This is a genomic window from Thermomonas sp. HDW16, from assembly GCF_011302915.1.
Taxonomy (GTDB): Bacteria; Pseudomonadota; Gammaproteobacteria; order Xanthomonadales; family Xanthomonadaceae; genus Thermomonas.
Window position 1 is genome coordinate 678951 of sequence record NZ_CP049872.1, and the last position, 19644, is coordinate 698594.

A 19644-nucleotide genomic window follows, 5' to 3' on the forward strand; every position below is an offset into this window, starting at 1 on the left:
ATATCCGCTTGGCCGGCATCGCCGCATTGGCGTGCCTGGCGATCCTCGCCCTTTATCTGCCCGGACTGCATCCGCTGTTCTACGCGTGCAAGCCGCTGGCAACGTTGGCGATCCTCGTGCTGGCCGTGCGCCTGCCTGCAGACGAGTCGCGTTACCGCCGCGGCATCGTGATCGGCCTGTGCTTCGGCCTGCTGGGCGATGTGTTGTTGATGCTGCAAGGCGAGGCCGCGTTCATGGCGGGTCTCGGCGGTTTCCTGTTCGGTCATGTCGCATACCTGCATGCGTATCGACAGCGCGCAGCGTTGTTCGCAGCGGCGTGGCCGTTCGTTTCATATGCGGCGCTGGCCTGTGCCGTGCTCGCATGGCTGTGGTCGTACCTGCCGGCGGATTTGCGCGTGCCTGTGGTGGTCTACGTGGTGGTGCTGGGCGCGATGGCCGCGCAAGCCGCTGCAGTGTGGTGGCGCCGCCGCGATGCCGCGACCGCCTGTGCAGCCATCGGTGGTGCGTGTTTCCTCGTTTCCGATGCCATCCTCGCCATCGACCGTTTCGCCCTGCCGTTCACCGCCGCGCAGGCGCTGCTGCTCATGCTGTATTGGCTGGCGCAGGCGCTGATCGCCCTGTCGGTGCAGCCGTCGTCCGCGACAACGCAGCGCTGAGCATCGCCCAATAAAAAGGCCCGGCATCCTGCCGGGCCCTAGCATCCATGCGTTGTCGCTCCGTACTTACTTCGGCTGCCAGCGCAGGCTCAGGCCCCATTCGCGACCCGGCTGGTTGTAGTACGCGCTGGTTTCGTAGCCCTTGTCGAAGGCATTGACCAGGCTGGCCTGCAACGTCCAGTCCGCGGCGAAACGCCACGATGCACGTGCATCGATGGTGCCGTAGCCGCCCACCCGCAAGGTGTTGGCCACGTCGTCCCAGCGTGCGGCTTCGGCGATGCCGCTGATGCCGACACCGAAATCGCCGAGGTCGCGATCCAGGTCGATCCGCGCACTGCGCTGCGGCCGGCGCGGCAGGCGCTTGCCGTGGTTGATGCCCGTGCTGAGGTTGCGTGCATCCAGCGTGCCGAGTTGGCCGCGAATATCCCACCCGCCAACTTGCGTGCTTGCGACAAGCTCGATGCCGCGGATGCGCGTGGTCTCGATGTTGTTGGCGGCGAAGATTGCGGTGTCGTAGACGATCAGGTCGTCGATGTCGTTGCGGTATGCGTTGAGCTGCCACTGCCAGCTGTCACGTTCCTGACGCAGCGAGAGTTCGCTGTTGCGTGCCGCTTCCGGACGCAGTGCCGGGTTGCCGTAATACGGGTAGTACAACTCGTTGAAGCTTGGCGCCTTGAATGCGGTGGCATGGCTAGCGGTGATGCGCCAGCCGTCGGCGAAGCCGAAGCCCCAGGCGATGCCGCCGGTGGTCTTGCCGCCAAACTGGTCGTTGTCGTCGCGACGCAGGCTGGCCTGCAGGTCGTGCGCACCGAACTTGCCCTGGTACTGCGCGAATGCAGCGCGGTTGCCGCGTGCGGCATCGAACGGGGAGAACGGATCCTGAACATCGGCGCGGTCACGCAACCAGTCGTAGCCCAAGCTCAGCAACTGGCCTGCGGCGAGCGTGATGTCGCCCTGCACGGTGGCGCTGTCGCGGGTGGTGAGGAAGCGATTGGCGAACGATGCGCCCAGGTAATTATCGGAATCGTCGCGGTTGCGACCCAGCGTCAGTCGCAGCACCAGCGCCTCGCTGGCATCGAAGCGCACGCTGCCGCCGATCACTTGCTGCAGCAAGTCGGAATTGTCCGGCAGGCCCCACGCCGGGTCGCCGTCGTACTCATTGTGGCCGCGCGCGCGCAGCGCATGCGCATCGAATTGCCATGCATCGCCTGCCTTGAAATCCGCACGTAGCGAGGCGTTGTTGTTGCGATAGCCATCGCGATCCGGATCCGGATTGTCCATGCCGCAGCCTGCGTATTGCGGCGCACCGATGCCGCGACAGGCATTGATGCCATCTGTGGACTGATGGCCGATATCGATGCCCACGCCACCACGCGTACCGCGCAAGTCGACGCCGGCCGACGCTTCGCGATAGCCATTGCTGCCGGCGCCGATGCGGGCGCGGCCACGCACGCCTTCACCACCCTGTCCGCGGCGGGTGAACACCTGGATCACCCCGCCGATCGCGTCCGCGCCGTACAACGAGGAACGCGGGCCGCGCACGATCTCGATGCGCTCGATCTGCTCCAGCGGGAGGTCCTGCAACGAGGTCAGGCCGGAGGTGGCCGAGCCGACGCGGATGCCATCGACCAGGAACAGGGTATGGTCGGATTCGGTGCCGCGCAGGAACAGCGTGCTGAGTTTGCCGAGGCCGCCCTGGTTGACCAGGGTCACGCCGGCGCGGCCGCGCAGCAGTTCCGGCAGCGAACGTGCCGTGCTCTGTTCGATCTCCTTGCGGTCGATGACCTCGACTGCGGCCAGCGCGGCATCAGCGGTGATCGCAGTGCGGGTGGCGGTGACCACCACGTTGTCCAGGTTCTTGGCATCGTCGTTCTGCGCGAATGCAAACGAGGGCGAAGACAGGGCGAGTGCGAGGGCGGTGAAACGAAGGGTGTTGCGCGACTGCATGGGGGTTCTCCGGCGCGCACGCCCGCGCGCCTTGACTGGAAGGGCGGCTGCCATGCGAACGGGAACGGACGGGCGATGCGGGAATACACATGCGCGACGTCGCGCGATGCCCGCCGCATCGCAACCAACATGGACTCCAGGGCCGGTCTCCGGGCTTGCGGGCGGAACCACGCAGTCGTGTGATTCCCGCTGGGCGCCTTCCCATGCCTGCATCGCGAGGATGCGTGCACAGTGGCCGATGCCGAGCTTGTCTCGCTTACCGTTGCGGGGGCAGCGCCGGACTGGAGCGCTGCTCGCGCTCGTCACCGGCTTCCCGTTTCAATCCTCGGGCGTGCGCCTTTGGATCACCTTGAAGCGCGCGCATTGTAGCGCAGCGACCACGCGCTCACTCGGCGGGCGTGTCCGGCGCGCTGCGGTCGTCGTCGAACAACCGGATTTCCGGCATGGCGCCCTCGTCCATCTGGGTGGTGGTGACCGGGGCGGCGGCGGGACGGCCGCGCGGCGGCGGCAGCTGGGCAATGGCCGCGTCCGCCGCCAGCACCAGCTGATGGCGACGCGCTTCCGGCACTTCCTGCCAGTGGCAGTCGACCAGTGCGCCTTCCAGCGAGTAGAGCAAGTTGAGGCTTGGCTTGAAGCCGGCGCGGCGCACTTTCATGTAAGCGTCCACGGCGCCGATCGCGGCGATGTCGTCCAGCGAGCGCAACCCGACCTGGCGTAGCCAGGCGGCGGATTTCGGGCCGATGTTGCGCAGCTTGGGGGTGGTGTTCACTGCAGGGACTCCAGATAGACCCGGGCAATCGCTTCCAGGCCTTCTTGGTCTTCAACGGAAAAACGCGCGGCAACAGGACTGTCGAGGTCGAACACGCCGATCAGTTCGCCATTCGTGGTCACCAGCGGCACCACCAATTCCGAGTTGCTGGCCGAATCGCAAGCGATGTGGCCCGGGAAGGCATGCACGTCCTCGATCCGCTGGGTTTGCCGCAAGCGCGCCGCCGCGCCGCACACGCCCTTGTCCAGCGGGATGCGCACGCAGGCGGGCAGGCCCTGGAACGGGCCAACCACCAGCTCGCGGCCGTCGAAGAAATAGAAGCCCACCCAATTCAGGTCGGGCAGCGCGTTGTACACCAGCGCGGACAGGTTGGCGGCATTGGCGATGCGGTCGCGCTCGCCATGCAACAGGGCATGCGCTTGTTGTAGCAACTGCGCGTACTGTTCCGGCTTGGTGCCGGCGAGGGGAATCGTGGAGAAGCTCATCGACGCAGTGTAGCAATGCGCATGCTGGGCTAAGCTTCCGGCATGCCGTCCACCCATTCACCACCTGTTTCCGTCCGCAAGGCACGGGGCCGCGAGGTCACCCGCATCGAGGCATTCGTGGATGCCGCGTTCGCGTTCGCGGTGACCTTGCTGGTGATTTCGCTGGATGCGATCCCGGACAACACGCAGGCGCTGCTGGATGCGCTCAAGGACATTCCCGCGTTCGCGGCCAGTTTCGCGCTGCTGGCGATGCTGTGGTGGGCGCATGCGGACTGGAGCCGCAAGTACGGGCTGGATGATGGTCGCAGTGTGTTCCTCAGTCTGCTGCTGGTGTTCCTGGTGCTGGTGTACGTGTATCCGCTGCGGATCATTTTTAGCGCGTTCTTCGGCTGGCTTAGCGGTGGCTGGTTGCCATCCGGCATCGCCATCGGAAGCGACCGCGACTTGCAGCTGCTGTTCACCGCCTATGCGCTGGCGTGGACCACGCTTGGCTTCGTGGTGGTGGCCCTGTACCGACATGCGTGGCGACAACGCGACGCGATCGGGCTGGATCGCCAGGAACGCATCGAATTGCAGGGCGCGCTGGCCGCGCAATGGATGATTCCGATGACCGGTTTGTTGGCCCTGCTGTTCATCGCAGCGGTCTCGATATTGGGCCATCCCGAACTGTCCGGCATGTCCGGTTTCGCCTACGCGTTGATGGCATTGACCGGCGTGGCGGTGGTGCGCGCGCGTCGTCGCGCCGAACGCGAACCAGACGGCGCATGAGTTTCGGCGTGTACGTCACCGGCACGGATACCGGCATCGGCAAGACGTTCGCCAGCTGTGCGCTGTTGCATGCATTGCGCTGGCATGGGTTGCGTGTGGTCGGCATGAAGCCGGTCGCCAGCGGCTGCGAGCGCATCGAGGGGCAGTGGAAGAATGCCGATGCGTTGGCGCTGCAGCGTGCAGGCGAACCCGGGATCGCCTACGCGGACATCAACCCGTTCGCTCTGGAGCATCCGTTGGCCCCCGAACTTGCCGCGCGCGATGCCGGCACGGAAGTGACATTGCCGCCAATCCTTGCCGCACATGCGCGGCTTGCCGACCAGTCCGATGGACTGGTTGTCGAAGGCGTGGGCGGCTGGGCAGCACCACTGTCGCCATCGCTGATGCAGGCGGATCTGGTGCGTGCCTTGCGATTGCCGGTGCTGCTTGTTGTCGGCTTGCGCCTGGGCTGCCTCAACCACGCCTTGCTGAGTGCGCGCATGATCGTCGCCGATGGCGCTTACCTGGCCGGCTGGATCGCCTCGCACGTGGATCCCGCGATGGAACGCGTGGAGGACAACCTTGCGATGCTTCGCGAACGACTGCCGGCGCTGTGCTGGGGCGTGTTGCCGCACGCGCCCGATGCCGATCCGGCGGAGTTGGCGCGGCATCTGCGGATTCCGACGCTGGCCGAGTAATCCCGCATGTGAAATGGGGTCGGAGTGAAGTTTCGCGACCTGCATCGTCGCTCATCGAAAGCACTCGGCACGAAATTCACTCTCACCCCATTTCAAGCCTGCATTCAATCCCGCAAAAGAAAACGCCCGGTTGCCCGGGCGTTTTCTGTTCAACCTTGCATCACGATCAGCCGTGTTGCGGTGCCGGTGGTGAATCCAGACGCGCGTCCTCCGCGGCCTGCACCGCTTCGCGTTCGCGATCATGCGAATGGTCACGGGCCAGGTACAGGTAGAACGCCGGCAGCACGAACAGGGTGAACATCGTGCCGATGGTCATGCCGGACACGATCACCATGCCCATCGAGAAGCGCGACGCCGCGCCCGGGCCCTTGGCGATCAGCAGCGGGACCATCGCGAACACCAGCGCGGCGGTGGTCATCAGCACCGGACGCAGGCGGATGCCGGTGGCTTCCTCGATCGCTTCGCGCTTGGACAGGCCCTGTTCGATCTGCAGCTTGTTGGCGAACTCCACGATCAGGATGCCGTGCTTGGAGATCACGCCGACCAAGGTCACCAGGCCCACCTGCGTGTAGATGTTGATGCTCATGCCGGGGAAGGCCTCGATCCCCATCATGCCGAGGATGCCGCTGAGGATCGCCAGCACGTTGAGCGCGAGCAATGCGCCACAGATCGCCATCGGTACCGTCAACAACATGATCAGCGCATCGCGGAAGCTCTCGAACTGCGCGGACAGCACCAGGAAGATCACCACCAGCGCAAGCGCCAAAGTCAGCAGCATCGCCGAACCTTCGGTCTTGAACTGGCGCGATTCGCCGGCGTAGTCGACGCTGTAACCCTGCGGCAACACTTCCTTTGCCGCTTCGTCGAGGATCGCCAAGGCCTCGCCCTTGCTCACGCCGGGGCGCGGGGCGAAGGTGATCGATACCGAGTTCAGCTGCTGGAAGCGTTTCAGCGATTGCGGCTGCGCGGTTTCCTTGAGCGTGATCACCGTGGACAGCGGGATCAGGTCGCCATTGCGGGCGCGGGTGTAGTAGTTGTCGAGCGCGGAGGCGTTGAGGCGATCGCTGCGCTGCACCTGCGGGATCACCAGGTAGGAGCGGTTCTGCATCGCGAAGCGGTTGCTGTAGCCGCCGGACAGCATCGCCGCCATGTCGGCCGCCAGCGTGCGCATGTCGATGCCGAGCGATGCTGCCTTGTCGCGATCGATGTTGACCTCGATCCGCGGCTTGTCGATCTTCAAATCCTTGTCGAGGAAGATGAAGCGCTTGCTCGCCATCGCCTTGGCCAGGATGCCGTCGGCCAATTCGGACAGCTGGCTGAGTTCGCCGACGCCGCCGATGATGAATTCGCCGCCACCATCGCCACCGGCGCTGGGCAACGCAGGCGGCACCAGGGCGAAGGTGTTGAGGCCGGTGACCTGGCTGATCTTCGGCTGCAATTCCTGCTGCAGCACCGCGTTGGTCGAACGCGAGCGCTCGCTCCACGGCTTCAGCACGAAGCCGGCCATCGCCATCGGGCTGGCGCCGCCGCCGCTGCCACCGAAGCCGCCGTTGAACAGGAAGTAGTTATCCACTTCCGGCACGCTCCTGGCGATCTCGGTGATTTCCTGCGTGTACTTCTCGACGTAGTCGAGCGTCGCGTACGGATCCGCCTGGGCGATCGAGAAGATGAAGCCCTGGTCTTCCATCGGCGCCGGTTCCTTGGGCGCGGTGACGTACAGGAAGCCGCAGCTGACCAGCACGATGGCACCGAATACCGCGATCACCGACTTGGTCTCCAGCGCGCCGTGCAGCTTGCGCTGGTAGCCCTGGCGCAGCCACTCGAAGCGCGCGTCCAGCCAGGCTTCCAGCTTGCCCTTGCCGCCGGCCGTGTGCGGCAGCAGGATCTTGGAGCTCATCATCGGTGTCAGCGTCAGCGCGATGATGCCGGACAGCAGCACCGCGCCGGCCAGGGTGAAGGCGAATTCGGTGAACAGCACGCCGGTCAGGCCGCCCTGGAAACCGATCGGCAGGTACACCGCGATAAGGGTCGTGGTCATCGCCACTACCGGCCACGCCAGTTCGCGTGCGCCGCGGATCGCCGCGTCGTACGGCGACATGCCTTCCTCGATGTGGCGGTGGATGTTCTCCAGCACGATGATCGCGTCATCGACCACGATGCCTATCGCCAGCACCATCGCCAGCAAGGTGAGCAGGTTGATGGTGAAGCCCATCAGCAGCATCAGGAACAACGCGCCGATCATCGACAGCGGGATGGTCACCGCCGGGATCAGCACGCTGCGGAAGCTGCCCAGGAACAGGAAGATCACCACGATCACGATGACCAGCGCCTCGACGATCGTGCTGATCACTTCGTTGATCGCGTCCTGGATCGCCTCGGTGCTGTCGTAGGGGATGGTCGCCTTGATGCCCTGCGGCAGGCCCGGGACGATCTGCTCGTCCCACAGCTTGCGCACATCCTTGATCACGTCCAGCGAGTTGGCGTCCGGCGCGACGAAGATGCCCATGAAGGTGGCGGCTTCACCGTTGATGCGCACCGAGGTGCCATAGCTTTCCGAACCCAGCGCGACGTCGGCCACGTCGCCGAGGCGAATGATCGCGCCGTCCTGCTCGCGCACCACCAGCTTGCGGAACTCGTCGGCGTCGCGCAGGTCGGTGCGCGCGGTCATGTCGATGGCGACCATCTGGCCCTTGGTCGAGCCCACTGCGGCCAGCACGTTGTTGGAATTCAGCGCGTTGGCCACGTCGCTGGCGGTGACCTTGAGCGCGGTCATGCGATCCGGCTTCAACCACACGCGCATGGCGAAGGTGCCGGCGCCGAGGATGTCTGCGCGCTGCACGCCCGGCACGGTGACCAGCTTGGGCTGGATCACGCGGGTCAGGTAGTCGGTGATCTGGTTGTTGTTGAGGGTCTCGCTGGCGAACGACACGTACATCGCCGCGATCTGCTGGCCCTGCTGCAGGTCGATCACCGGGTCTTCCGACTCCGGCGGCAGCTGGCCGCGCATCTTGTTGACCTTGGCCGAGATCTGGGTGAGCGCTTCGCTCGGGTCCTGGTCCAGCTTGATGTAGGCCTGGATCGTGCTGATGCCGGCGGAGCTGGTCGAGCTGAGGTATTCGATGCCCTCCGCGCTCGCGATCTCGCGCTCCAGCGGCGTGGTGATGAAGCCCTGGATCAGGTCGGCATCCGCACCGTAGTAGACCGTGCTGATGTTCACCACCGCATTGCGCATCTCGGGGTATTCGCGCACGTTCAGCTCGGTGTACGCGCGCAGCCCGAACAGCAGGATGAACAGGCTGACCACGATGGACAGCACGGGCTTGTTGATGAAGAGATCGGTGAATTTCATCGGGTGTCCTCTCCCGTTCCCTCATGCGGCAACGGGTTGGGGTGCATGTGGCGGTGGACGATCAGCGGTTGGCGGCCTGCGGCGCCGCGTCGGCGGTCGGCTGCACCTTGTTGTTGATCGTCACTTCGGCGTCGTTGCGCAGCTTGAGCAGGCCGGAGGTCACCACCTGTTCGCCGGCTTTCAGCCCTTCGATCACCGCGACCAGATCGCCGCGAGTGGCGCCGGTCTTGATGAAGCGCTGGGTGACGGTGAGCTTGTCGCCGGTCAACGGCTTGCCCTGCATGTCGGTCTCGCCTTCCTTGCGCTTGACCTTGCCGATGACGAACACCGCATTGCCGTACGGGTTGAAGCTGACCGCGGTCTGCGGGATCACCACCACGTCGCGTTCGCCGCTGAGGGCGAAGCCCACGTGGGCGAAGCTGCCCGGGCGCAGCTTGCCGTCCGGATTCTGCACGGTAGCCTGCGCCTTGAAGTTGCGGGTATTCGGATCCACCAGCGGTTCGACGGCGGTCACCCGGCCATCGAACACCACGCCCGGGATCGCGTCCACGGTGGCGCGCACCATGGTGCCTTCGACCATCTGGTCGATGCGTTGCTCGGGCAGGCTGAAGTCCAGGTAGATCGGGTCGAGTTGCTGCAGGCTGACGATGGCCGCGCCCGGCGCGATGTACTGGCCCAGGTTGATCTTGCGGATGCCCAGCACGCCGGAGAACGGTGCGCGGATCGTCTTCTGGTCGATCAGCGCATGCTGTGCGTCGACCTGCGCCTGCGCGGTGGCGGCGGCGGTGATCTTCGACTGCACGTCATCCAGCGAGACCAGCTTGTCCTTGCCCAGCTTCTGCCAGCGGTCGGCTTGCACCCGGGCCAGCTTGGCGGAGGCTTCCAGCGACTTCAGCGTGGCCAGCTCGTTGGCGGCATTCAGGCGCACCAGCACCGCGCCGGCGCGGACCGGCTGGCCGGCATCGAACTCGATGCTGCGCACTACGCCGCCGGATTCGGTGGTGACGTCGGCACCGTTGATCGCGACGAAGGTGCCGACGGCCTCGGCATCGTCGCTCCACTTCTGCGCAAGCGCATTGGCAGTGCTCACCGCAACGGCCGGCTGCGGCATGTTGTCGAAGAACTTGTTGGTTTGCGCGCCGATCATCGCCTTGGTGCCGAACACGCCGCCGAAAATGACGAGGGCGGCGATGAGCATCAGGATCATGCGCTTGCGCGTGGAGGGCGGGCGCTTGGGTGTGGTCTTCGACATGAGGTGGCCTCTGCGGGATGCAGGAATGTTATTAAACTGAACGGTCTACTATTGTGCCTGAAACCGTTTGCGGCGCAATCCGTGACTGAGGTCATGGTTACGTTTGCATACGCAGCACGACGAATGGCCGGCGTGTTTTTCGACATCGCAGCGGCATGGATGGCGGGCACAAAAAACCCCGCAGCTTTCGCTGCGGGGTTCGGATTCGCGGACGGATCGCAGGGGGAGCGATCCGGGTGGCGCGAAGGAATTACTTGGCCTTGGCAGCCTTGGTCACCTTCTCCACTTCGGCCTTGGCCTGGGCGGTGACGGTCTCGAACTGACCCTTGGCCAGTGCGCCGATGGCTTCGTTGGTCTTGATGGTGTTGGCGAACACTTCCTGCGCGATGCCGAAGCTGCGCTCGGTGCTGGTGCGGGCGATCTGGGCGCCCTTCGGCAGCACGGCCTTCAGGCCATCGAAGTCACGCACATTGGTCAGCTCGCCGAAGAAAGCGAAGGCGGCATTGGCGTTCTCTTCGAAGGTGGCCAACTGCAGGCCGAATGCCTTCTCGGCATTCTGCAGAGCGAGGCGATTGACGTTGGCGGCCACGTCGGCGAACTGGCTGGTGGTCTTGGTGAACTGTTCGTTGAACTGGTACATGGCGGGTCTCCTGCGATATCCGGCAGGGATTGCCGGTTTGTGCGATGCAGCATAAGCTCACTTATGTTGCGATGCAACATCACGCCGACGAGCGGTCGCCAGCCATTCAGTTTCAATGGAATCAGCGATTTAGCGCAGGAGCTCGCTTAGCTGCGTCGGCCGAAATGGTGCTGGCTCGGGCGTGGCGGGGGCAGCAACCCCTCCGCCGGCGGCGGCACCGCCAAGGCGCCGGCCACGGCCCGGGCGAACGGGGCAAGATGATCCAGTGCGCGCGCGTAAACCCCGCGTTTGAACGTCACCACATGCTGCATCGGGTACCAGAAATCGACCCAGCGCCAGCCGTCGAACTCGGGTTTGTCGGTCAGATCCAGGCGCAGGTCGGCATCGGCGCCCTTGAAGCGCAGCAGGAACCAGACCTGTTTCTGGCCGATGCAAACCAGCCGGTCGTTGCGGCGGATCGCTCGTGGCGGCAGGCGGTAGCGCAGCCAGCCGGGGGTGGCGCCCAGCACGTCCACGTGTTGCGGCATCAGCCCGGTCTCTTCCCGTAGCTCGCGATACATCGCTTCCAGCGGGGTCTCGTCGGTGTTCATCCCGCCCTGCGGGAATTGCCAGCCATCCCGGTGCACGCGACGTGCCCAGAACACCCGTCCATCCTCGTGCATCAGCACGATGCCCACGTTGGGGCGAAAGCCGTCCGGATCGATCACGATCGGACTCCGGCAAATTCACTACGCCCGACTCTGCCACGTGGCTTGCGCACGGAGCAAGCGGGCCGTGCGTGGATTGACGGCCACCGCCGATGCGTGAATAATTCGCGGTTCTCCGCGCGGCTATGTAGCTCAGCCGGTTAGAGCACAGCACTCATAATGCTGGGGTCGGTGGTTCGAGTCCACCCATAGCCACCACTGCGGATACACATCGAAAACCCGCCGAATGGCGGGTTTTTCGTCTCCACACAGACTTCGCGCGCAGGGCCGAATGGACGTCTTCAAAGTCTTCACCATCGAAGCCGCGCACCGGCTGCCAAACGTACCGGAAGGGCACAAATGTGCGCGCCTGCACGGGCATTCGTTCCGGGTCGAACTGCGCGTGTCCGGCGAACCAGGTGCGGACTCCGGCTGGGTCATGGACTTCGCCGACATCAAGGCCGCGTTCCAGCCCCTGTACGACCAGCTGGACCACCACTACCTCAACGAGATCGATGGCCTGGACAACCCGACCAGTGAGCGCCTCGCCATGTGGATCTGGGCACGGCTCAAGCCGGTATTGCCGCCGCTGTCCGAAGTGGTGGTACACGAGACCTGCACCTCCGGGTGTTCCTACCGGGGCTGAACGGCAGCAGTCGGGCGATGGTTTGGAATTGACAATCATTCGCGTTTGCGGTCTGATAGTCGAGCCATGTACATCTGCATCTGTAACGGCGTCACCGACCACCAGATCCGCGAAGCGGCGGAGGCGGGTTGTGCCTCGCTGGCCGAACTGACCATGCGCACCGGCGCTGGTGCGAATTGCGGCAGTTGCCTGTCGTCGGCCGAGGCGATCCTGGACGACGTGCGAAACCGTCGCGAATTGCCATTGCCGGTCTTGCAGCGCGCTGCATAGTCGTGGCTTGGCAGAGACCGGCCATCCCAATCACGAGCCATGATGCGGACGATTCGCGTTCCGCTATTTTGCATGACTTCACGCTAGAGTCCGCGCATCCCAGCAAGTGAAGGAGCGCAGCCATGAAGGGCGACGCCAAGGTCATCGAATTCCTCAACAAGGCGCTCTACAACGAGCTGACCGCGATCAACCAGTATTTCCTGCACGCCAAGATGCTGAAGAACTGGGGCCTGAAGGAATTGGCCGAGCACGAGTACCACGAGTCGATCGACGAGATGAAGCACGCGGACAAGCTGTCCGACCGCATCCTGTTCCTCGATGGCCTGCCGAACTTCCAGGCGCTGGGCAAGCTGCGCATCGGCGAGAACCCGCGTGAGTTGATGCAGTGCGACCTGGCCCTGGAGATGGAAGCCGTGCCCCTGTTGCGCGAAGCGATCGCGCATTGCGAATCGGTCAATGATTACGTCAGCCGCCAGCTGTTCGCCGATATCCTGGATTCCGAGGAAGAGCACATCGACTGGATCGAGACCCAGCTGTCGCTGATCGACCGGATCGGTGAGCAGAACTACCTGGCCCAGCAGCTCGACAAATAAGCCACGGCTCGCGCCGTGGCATCAGCCGCCTTGCAGCTTCGCCTGCAGGGCGGCACGCACCTGGGCGAACTCGCCGACGATGCGCGCCACCGCATTCGCAGGTTGGGCCAAGGTACCGTCGCGCGCGCCATGCTCGAGGTCGCGCGCGGCATCGGACAGGGTGGTCGCGCCCACGTTCGCGCTGGACGACTTCAAGGTATGCGCCGCCACGCGCAGCGCGATCGGGTCGCCACTGACCGCGGCGCGCTCGAGTTGCGCGATCAGGCGCGGGGCATCTTCCAGGTAGAGCGCAATGATCTTGTCGACCTCGCCGCCGAGTACTTCGCGCAGGTCGTTGAGCACATTTTCGTTGAGTACCTGCGGCTGCCCGGGTTGTTGCGCCGGGTGGTCGCCGGTGATCGGCTCGACCGCCAGCTTCACTCCACGCCACCGGCTGATGCAGCGCTCGAGTTCGGCGCGGGTGACAGGCTTGGCGAGGTAGTCGTCCATCCCTGCGTCCAGGCATTTCTGCCGATCGCCGGCCATCGCATTCGCGGTCATCGCAATGATCGGAATGCGTTGTTCGGCCCCGCTATTGTGTTCGTGCTCGCGCCAGCGTCGCGTCGCGGCATAGCCATCCAGTACCGGCATCTGGCAGTCCATCAGCACCAGGTCGTAGGCGGATGCCTGCAGCTTCTCAAGCGCCACCTGCCCGTTGCCTGCTGTTTCGCAATCCATGCCGATGACCTGCAGGAGGCGTTGCGCCACCATCAGGTTCACCGGGTTGTCCTCCACCAGCAGGATGCGTGGCGTGGCCTGTTGCGTCATGTTGCTGCCTGCGGGCAATGAATTGCGATGGGCGAAGGGATCGATATGTGTGGTCTGTGCACCCGAGAGCGCTGCCCGCAAATCCGGATCGGGTGCGCCGCGCGGGATCACACTGGCCCCGGAAGGCAAGTCGACGGAGGTCGTCTCGTCGCCGCGAAGGTAGAGCAACCTGACTTTGCCGTAGAGAGCCGTGCGCTCCAGATTGCGCGCCAGAGAGAGTGCGGTGCTGCGAATGGTACCAAGGTCGCCGAGTACGACCGAATAAGTCCAGGGGTCGCCTTGCGAGGCCGCTTGGCGCAGCCGCTCCAACGCATCATGGGTATTTTCCGCGGTAGTCAGGCGCATGCCCCAGTTCGGCAGCAGCATGGCCAGGCGTTGGCGCAGCCGGCCATCAGCGGTGATCAGCAGGACACGAGCACCGGTGAGATCCGCTTCGCGCGCAGGCATGTCACCCTGGACCTTGAGCAAAGGGATCTCGAACCAGAAGGTCGACCCCTGGCCTTGCTCGGAATCCACGCCGATGTTGCCACCCATCAAGGTGACGATGCGCTGGCAGATCGCAAGCCCAAGCCCGGTACCGCCATACAGTCGCGTCGTCGAGGCGTCGGCTTGGCTGAAGGCCTGGAACAGCCGATCCTGCGCGGACTTGGAAATGCCGATGCCGGTATCGCGGACTTCGAAGCGCAACTGGTGCTGGGCCGCGGTTTCGCGCATGCGCTTCACGTTCAATGCGACGTTGCCGCGTTCGGTGAACTTCACCGCGTTGCTGATCAGGTTGCTGAGCACCTGCCGCAAGCGCACCGGGTCGCCGCGCACGGGCAGGCGCACGCTTTGTTCGATATTCAGCTGCAGGCGCAGTCCCTTGGACTCGGCCGGGCGCTCCATCAGCGTGATCACGCTTTCCAGCAATTCGCGCAGGTTGAAACCCGTGGTCTCCAGTTGCAGCTTGTCGGCTTCGAGCTTTGAGTAATCGAGGATGTCGTCGACGATGCGCAGCATCTGGTGCGAGGACGTGAATGCGGTGCGCACCAATTCCATCTGGTCGAGCGGCATTCTCGAGTGCATCAGCAGGTCGAGCATCGGCACGATGCCGTTGAGCGGTGTGCGGATCTCATGGCTCATGGTGGCCAGGAACTCGCCCTTCGCCATGACCGCGGCTTCGGCGGCCTGCTTGGCGCGGGTGAGGTCGTCCTCAAGCTGGGTATGGCGGTTGATTTCGAGTTGCAAGGCGTTGACTTCGGCTTCGCCACGACGGCTGCGTTCGTTTTGCTCGCGCAGCAGGGCTTCATTCTTGCTGGCAGTCAATGCCATGGTGGTGGTTGCAAACAATGCCAACAGTGCGAGTGCGAGTGCCATGCCTTGCCAAGGGCCCCGCACATCGAATTGATCCAATGCCAACGTCAGAGCCACGCCTGCGGCGGCACCCAGTGCCAACCATCGTACGGTCAGCAGGTTGGAGCCGCGATCAACGCCGTCGTTCATAGGGTTGCGTGCTGGAAATCGAAATTGAGTTCGTGTTCGACGCGCTGCACCAGGTTGCCCTGGATGAAGTCGATGCCGCCCATCCACAATGCCGCCGCAGCTTGCGGGTCTTCCACTGCCTGTCCAATGACTTGCAAGCCGAGGCGATGCGCGCGGTCGATCGCTTCGCGCATTTCGTCGCGCAAGTTCGGCGGCAGCGGTTGGCGTGCGTACTCCGCGGACAAGCGCAGGTAGCCAAGCGGCAGTTGTTGCAGCAACTGCTCGGCATCCCCGTTGTGCCGGTATTGACTGAGACAGAACTGCACGCCGACGGGGACCAATTCTTCGCAGAACTGGCGCAGCAGCATCGAGTGCACCAGTGCATCTTCCAGGCGCATGTCGATCACGAGCGACGGGCCGTCGATGCTGGCCGCTTCCAGTTCCTGCGCAAGCCAGCTTGCATAGTCGTCTTGTGCAAGCGTGCGTGGCGACTGCGAGACGAACAGGCGAATCGGACGGCTCTCCGCGCGTCGTTTCTGCAGCAAGGACAAGGCCTGCTGAATCACCCAGCGGTCAAGCTGGGGAACCAGGTTGGCGGAATCGGCAAGAGGCAGGATCTCGCCGGCGCTGTGCTCGTTGCCGGTGCTGTCGCGCATACGCAGGAGTACCTGGAATTGCGCTTCTTCGCCCCCCGCCACTGCGACCACCGGTTGGAATGCCAATTGCAGGCCGTCGTTCTCGAGCGCGATACGGATTTCATCGAGCAGGCCGTCGGCGGCATCCGCGGCGGATGCGCTCGGCGGGACATAGGCGCCGATGCCGGCAGCATCGGTTCGAGCGAGCCGCGCGCCTTCCTCGGCGGACGCCAGTGTGGCGCCTGCGTCGCTAAAGCCATGCGTCAGATCCGCATAGCCGACCGTCGTGCGCAGTCGGATGGTCTCGTCGCCCACTTGGAAGTCGTGATAACCCATGCCATCGCGCAGGTTGCGTGCCAGGGCGTCGAGTGGAATGCCGCCCGGATCGGACGCGATCACCAGGAAGGCATTGTCGCTGAGACGTGCTGCAGCATGCGATTGCGCCAGGTCGCCCAGGAAGCGTCCGGCATCGCTCATCAGTTGCTCGAATTCGGCATAGCCGAAGCGATTGCGCAATGCGATGGCGTTGCCGGCCTCCAGCATCAATACACCGCCGGTGCGTTGGGGGAGCAGTTCGGCAAGCTTTTTCATCAACGCCGGGCGAGTAAAGAGGCCGGTGATCGGATGACGTTCCGGCTCGGTGGTGACCGCTTGCCTGCTCTGTGCAAGTCGCGCGCGGTGCACGCGGCTTTTTACCGCCGCAATCAGGTGGCGTGGCCGAACCGGTTTCAGGATGAAATCGTCCGCGCCGTGCTCCAACACCTCCATTTGCCTTTCCGGATCCTGGTCGCCGGTCAGGAACACCACCGGTAATTGCGAGAAACGCGGGTGTTCGCGGATCTGCAAGGTCAGGGCAGTGCCGCTGGTGCCCGGCATATGCAGATCCATCAGCACCAGGTCGGGCTCGAAGTGCTCCACGGCGGCCATCACCTGTTCCGGCACGGCAACGACCTCGGCTTGCATGCCGGCGCCACGCAGGATGGCCTCTGCAAACAGGGCCTGGCTGCGGTCGTCTTCAACGACCAGAATGCGATACGGCGTCTCGCTGAGCGAAATGGACATTGGTGGCAAGGCGGGGGATGTCCCTGCATTTTGCCTTGAGATCGCGCCGATGGAACCCTTGGCTTGCGAAGAGGGCGGTATTTCGGTCGTGCTGGATGGATCCGTCATGCTGCCCCCTGTCGGGCATCACGCAACACGCGCCCGTATCAGGGCCTAACGCAAAACGCGGGGACGGGAGGCCATGGCGGGGCGTCAGCCCGGTTGCGGCTTCGGCGCGCGACCGAACACCTTGCGCCAGATCCACCACACAAACAGCGCGAACAGCAGGCTGATGCTGACCACGATCGCCAACGCCAGCCACGGATGGCTGAAGGCCAATGCCAAGCCGCCAACGACGACGGCATCCTCGGTTACGGAGGCCGTCCAGTTGCTGACCGGCTCGGGCGAGGTGTTGAGCAGGGCGCGTGAACCGGTCTTGATCAGGTGGCTGGTCAGGGCCACGCCCGCACCAGTGGCCAGCATGCCGGCACCCAACTCGCCGTTGGGCGACATTGCCGCCGCTGCCAGGAAGGCACCCGCCGGCACCCGCAACAGGGTATGCAGCAGATCCCAGACCGAATCCACGCCCGGGATCTTGTCGGCAAAGAATTCCGCCGCCGCTAGTGCACCGGACGTGCCCAGCACCCACGGTGATTGCGCGGCCTGCATCGCTTCCGGCAGGTGTAGCCAACCGAAATAACCGGCCAGGCCTACGCCGAACACGGTCAGGTACACCCGGATGCCGGCCAGCCAGGCCAGCAGCACGCCAATGGCGAACAGGTGGGCTTGGTCCATTGCAGTGCTCCCCGAACGCCCCGAAATGGCGTCATGGCCCGAGTCTATACGGCAGTGCGGCTTGACGGATGCTTAAAACCGATGCGATATCGCGCCATGCAGTTTTTCACACCACCCCGTCGGGCCGCCGGCAGCGGCCATCCGCGGATGGCATTCGCCTTACTTGTGCTGGCCGCGCTGGCCTTCGGCGGCTGGGGCCTTTGGCGCGCGTTCGGGCCGCAGCCGGCCAACGCCCGCGACACGTTGCGCACGCAGGCTTCGCGCATCGACATCCTGGAGCAGGAGGTCGCCACGCTGAAGCGTTCGGACCAGATCAGCCGCCAGGCCAATACCGATCTGCAGGGCACCCTGGCCGAGCGTGACGAGGAAATCGCCAGCCTGCGCGCGGACATTGCTTTCTACGAGCGATTCGTGGGTTCCACTGCGCAGCGCCACGGCCTGTCCGTGCACGAATTGAAGCTCCAGCCGCAGCGCGACCCGCAGCTCTGGCACTTCGTCGCCACCCTGACCCAGAACCTCAACCGCGGTGCGGTCAACCGCGGCCGCCTGCTGCTCATGGTGGAAGCCAGCAACGGCGGGCGCATGCAGAAGCTTGGCTGGGGCGAGTTGCGCCAGCAGCCGAACGCCCCCGGCATCGAATATTCCTTCAAGTATTTCCAGCAGATCGAAGGCGATCTGGTACTGCCCGTCGGGGTGAAACCGGTGCGGGTGATCGCGCGGCTGGTGCCCGCCGCAGGTAGCCCGATGGAGCAGAGCTTTACCTGGGGCGATGCCACCGTTGGCGCACCCGCAAACCGCTGATTTCCGCCCATGCGGTTGAACGGCGCGCGTCTGCGCCCCATTCTGTGCACATGGATATCGTCACGCTCGACACCGTCACCCACGCCGCCCCGCCCCCGCCAATGGATTTCACCGCCGCGGCGGCAGCCAAGGTGCGCGAACTGATCGCCGAGGAAGGCAATGCGGAACTCAAGCTGCGCGTGTACATCCAGGGCGGTGGTTGCTCCGGGTTCCAGTACGGGTTCGAGTTCGACGAGAACCAGGGCGAGGACGATTTCGCCATCGTCACCGACGGCGTGAGCCTGTTGGTGGATCCGCTCAGCCTGCAATACCTGGCCGGCGCGGTGGTGGACTACAGCGAATCGCTGAGTGGCGCGCAGTTCGTGATCCGCAATCCGAACGCCAAGACCACCTGCGGCTGCGGTTCGTCGTTCACGATGTGAGCGAGCGCGGCTCGCCCTTTGCCTTCGTCGATGGCGCGCTGGATCGCGCCGATCACCTGCGTGGCGACTCCAATGCGCTGAGCGCGCTGTGGTCGCAGGCCGGCGTGATCGTGCTGGATGCCGATGGCCGCGCCTTCGCCGATGAAGGCAAGGCGTTGCGCGTCATGCGCGGTGCTGAACTCGGCGGTGGCCCCGGCACCACGACGTTTCTTGGCCTGCGCGATGGTAAAGCCTGGTTCTTCGCCGATGCCGCAACACTCGCCATCGAAGCCCCCAATCGCGTCGACTTGCGCAGTGCCGCCACCTACTGGCCGGCGTGGCAGGCCAGTGTGTTCGCGCAGGCACGCGCGCTGCAGCACTGGCACCAGCGGCATCGCCATTGCGGCGTGTGTGGTGCGGCGATCGAATTCCGTCGCGCCGGTTGGCTCGGCGTGTGCACCGCATGCAATAGCGAGCACTACCCGCGCACCGATCAGGCGGTGATCGTCGCGGTCGGCAACGGCGATCGCCTGCTACTGGGTCGACAGGCCGGCTGGCCGCCGCGACGCTGGTCGGTAGTGGCCGGCTTCGTCGAGCCCGGCGAAACCCTGGAACAGACCGTTGCCCGCGAAGTGCTGGAGGAAACCGGCGTGCGCGTGCGTGCCGGTACTGCGCGTTACCTGGCCTCGCAGCCGTGGCCATTTCCCGGTTCGCTGATGCTGGGCTTCATCGCCGAAGCGGAAGCGGACACGCCGGTCGCCAATGACGAGTTGGAAGACGCGCGCTGGTTCACCGTCGATGAAGTGCGCGCCGGTCTGCAGAACGATTGGGCGAAGGCTGATGCGGAAGGCGAGGGCATCGTGCTTTCCTCACCCATTTCCATCGCGCGGCATGTGATCCGTGCGTGGCTGGCCGAGCAAGACGCAGCCCGCGCCGACAACTGAACGCGCCAGCAAGTAAACTCG

At 64.6% G+C, this 19644-nt stretch carries 18 protein-coding genes, 1 tRNA gene, 1 pseudogene and 1 riboswitch; of the genes and pseudogenes, 10 read left to right on the top strand and 10 right to left on the bottom strand.

Going from position 1 to position 19644, the window contains the following annotated elements:
- Positions 1–8 precede the first annotated feature (8 nt).
- On the top strand, positions 9–656 hold the full coding sequence (locus G7079_RS02980) for a lysoplasmalogenase (protein ID WP_166055414.1): 648 nt from the start codon (positions 9–11) through the stop codon (positions 654–656).
- Between the two features lie 66 nt (positions 657–722).
- Here G7079_RS02980 and btuB read toward each other — a convergent pair whose 3' ends face one another.
- The 3 genes from btuB to G7079_RS02995 all read right to left on the bottom strand — a co-directional run bounded on the left by btuB (position 723) and on the right by G7079_RS02995 (position 3857).
- Complete coding sequence (gene btuB, locus G7079_RS02985; RefSeq protein ID WP_166055416.1) at positions 723–2603, bottom strand: TonB-dependent vitamin B12 receptor; 1881 nt, start codon at positions 2601–2603, stop codon at positions 723–725.
- A 122-nt stretch (positions 2604–2725) separates the two neighbouring features.
- A riboswitch (cobalamin riboswitch) is annotated at positions 2726–2970 on the bottom strand.
- 18 nt (positions 2971–2988) lie between these two features.
- Entirely contained in the window at positions 2989–3372 is a 384-nt protein-coding gene (locus tag G7079_RS02990; RefSeq protein ID WP_166055419.1) for a TfoX/Sxy family protein, read from the bottom strand.
- Complete coding sequence (locus G7079_RS02995) at positions 3369–3857, bottom strand: GAF domain-containing protein (protein WP_166055421.1); 489 nt, start codon at positions 3855–3857, stop codon at positions 3369–3371. The genes G7079_RS02990 and G7079_RS02995 overlap by 4 nt, the downstream gene beginning before the upstream one ends.
- Before the next feature lie 42 nt (positions 3858–3899).
- Here G7079_RS02995 and G7079_RS03000 point away from each other — a divergent pair, with 42 nt between their 5' ends.
- Positions 3900–4625 (top strand): TMEM175 family protein, encoded by a 726-nt coding sequence (locus tag G7079_RS03000; protein ID WP_166055423.1) that lies wholly within the window; start codon positions 3900–3902, stop codon positions 4623–4625.
- Complete coding sequence (bioD, locus tag G7079_RS03005) at positions 4622–5302, top strand: dethiobiotin synthase (protein ID WP_166055425.1); 681 nt, start codon at positions 4622–4624, stop codon at positions 5300–5302. The genes G7079_RS03000 and bioD overlap by 4 nt, the downstream gene beginning before the upstream one ends.
- A 166-nt stretch (positions 5303–5468) precedes the next feature.
- On the opposite strand, the gene G7079_RS03010 is transcribed toward bioD, so the two are convergent.
- The 4 genes and pseudogenes from G7079_RS03010 to G7079_RS03025 form a co-directional block, all read right to left on the bottom strand.
- Positions 5469–8651, bottom strand: coding sequence for an efflux RND transporter permease subunit (locus G7079_RS03010; RefSeq protein WP_166055427.1), 3183 nt, complete (start codon positions 8649–8651; stop codon positions 5469–5471).
- A 61-nt stretch (positions 8652–8712) separates the two neighbouring features.
- Positions 8713–9903, bottom strand: coding sequence for an efflux RND transporter periplasmic adaptor subunit (locus G7079_RS03015; RefSeq protein ID WP_166055429.1), 1191 nt, complete (start codon positions 9901–9903; stop codon positions 8713–8715).
- A 250-nt stretch (positions 9904–10153) separates the two neighbouring features.
- On the bottom strand, positions 10154–10543 hold the full coding sequence (locus G7079_RS03020) for a phasin family protein (RefSeq protein WP_166055431.1): 390 nt from the start codon (positions 10541–10543) through the stop codon (positions 10154–10156).
- A gap of 215 nt (positions 10544–10758) precedes the next feature.
- Positions 10759–11250: pseudogene (locus tag G7079_RS03025) on the bottom strand (RNA pyrophosphohydrolase); the annotation flags it as partial.
- Between the two features lie 121 nt (positions 11251–11371).
- Between G7079_RS03025 and G7079_RS03030 the strand changes: the two are divergent.
- The 4 genes from G7079_RS03030 (at position 11372) to bfr (ending at position 12738) form a co-directional block, all read left to right on the top strand.
- A tRNA-Met gene (locus G7079_RS03030) sits at positions 11372–11448 on the top strand.
- A gap of 73 nt (positions 11449–11521) precedes the next feature.
- On the top strand, positions 11522–11875 hold the full coding sequence (queD, locus tag G7079_RS03035; protein ID WP_166055435.1) for a 6-carboxytetrahydropterin synthase QueD: 354 nt from the start codon (positions 11522–11524) through the stop codon (positions 11873–11875).
- A gap of 66 nt (positions 11876–11941) precedes the next feature.
- Positions 11942–12145, top strand: a complete 204-nt coding sequence (locus G7079_RS03040) for a (2Fe-2S)-binding protein (RefSeq protein WP_166055437.1) — start codon at positions 11942–11944, stop codon at positions 12143–12145.
- Positions 12146–12267: 122 nt separating this feature from the next.
- On the top strand, positions 12268–12738 hold the full coding sequence (bfr, locus tag G7079_RS03045; RefSeq protein ID WP_166055439.1) for a bacterioferritin: 471 nt from the start codon (positions 12268–12270) through the stop codon (positions 12736–12738).
- Positions 12739–12759: 21 nt separating this feature from the next.
- Here the strand turns inward: bfr and G7079_RS03050 are convergent, their stop codons facing one another.
- The 3 genes from G7079_RS03050 to G7079_RS03060 form a co-directional block, all read right to left on the bottom strand.
- Entirely contained in the window at positions 12760–15027 is a 2268-nt protein-coding gene (locus tag G7079_RS03050; RefSeq protein WP_166055441.1) for an ATP-binding protein, read from the bottom strand.
- Positions 15024–16703, bottom strand: a complete 1680-nt coding sequence (locus G7079_RS03055; RefSeq protein ID WP_166055443.1) for an EAL domain-containing response regulator — start codon at positions 16701–16703, stop codon at positions 15024–15026. The genes G7079_RS03050 and G7079_RS03055 overlap by 4 nt, the downstream gene beginning before the upstream one ends.
- Before the next feature lie 192 nt (positions 16704–16895).
- Complete coding sequence (locus tag G7079_RS03060) at positions 16896–17477, bottom strand: DUF4126 domain-containing protein (RefSeq protein ID WP_166055445.1); 582 nt, start codon at positions 17475–17477, stop codon at positions 16896–16898.
- A gap of 147 nt (positions 17478–17624) precedes the next feature.
- Between G7079_RS03060 and G7079_RS03065 the strand changes: the two genes are divergently transcribed.
- The 3 genes from G7079_RS03065 to nudC are packed head-to-tail and all read left to right on the top strand — an operon-like array spanning position 17625 to position 19623.
- Positions 17625–18278 (top strand): DUF6776 family protein, encoded by a 654-nt coding sequence (locus G7079_RS03065; RefSeq protein WP_166055447.1) that lies wholly within the window; start codon positions 17625–17627, stop codon positions 18276–18278.
- 50 nt (positions 18279–18328) lie between these two features.
- Positions 18329–18700 carry an iron-sulfur cluster insertion protein ErpA gene (gene erpA, locus G7079_RS03070; RefSeq protein ID WP_166055449.1) on the top strand — a complete coding sequence of 124 codons (372 nt, stop codon included), beginning with the start codon at positions 18329–18331 and terminating at the stop codon, positions 18698–18700.
- Positions 18697–19623, top strand: coding sequence for an NAD(+) diphosphatase (nudC, locus tag G7079_RS03075; protein ID WP_166055451.1), 927 nt, complete (start codon positions 18697–18699; stop codon positions 19621–19623). The genes erpA and nudC overlap by 4 nt, the downstream gene beginning before the upstream one ends.
- Positions 19624–19644: the final 21 nt, after the last annotated feature.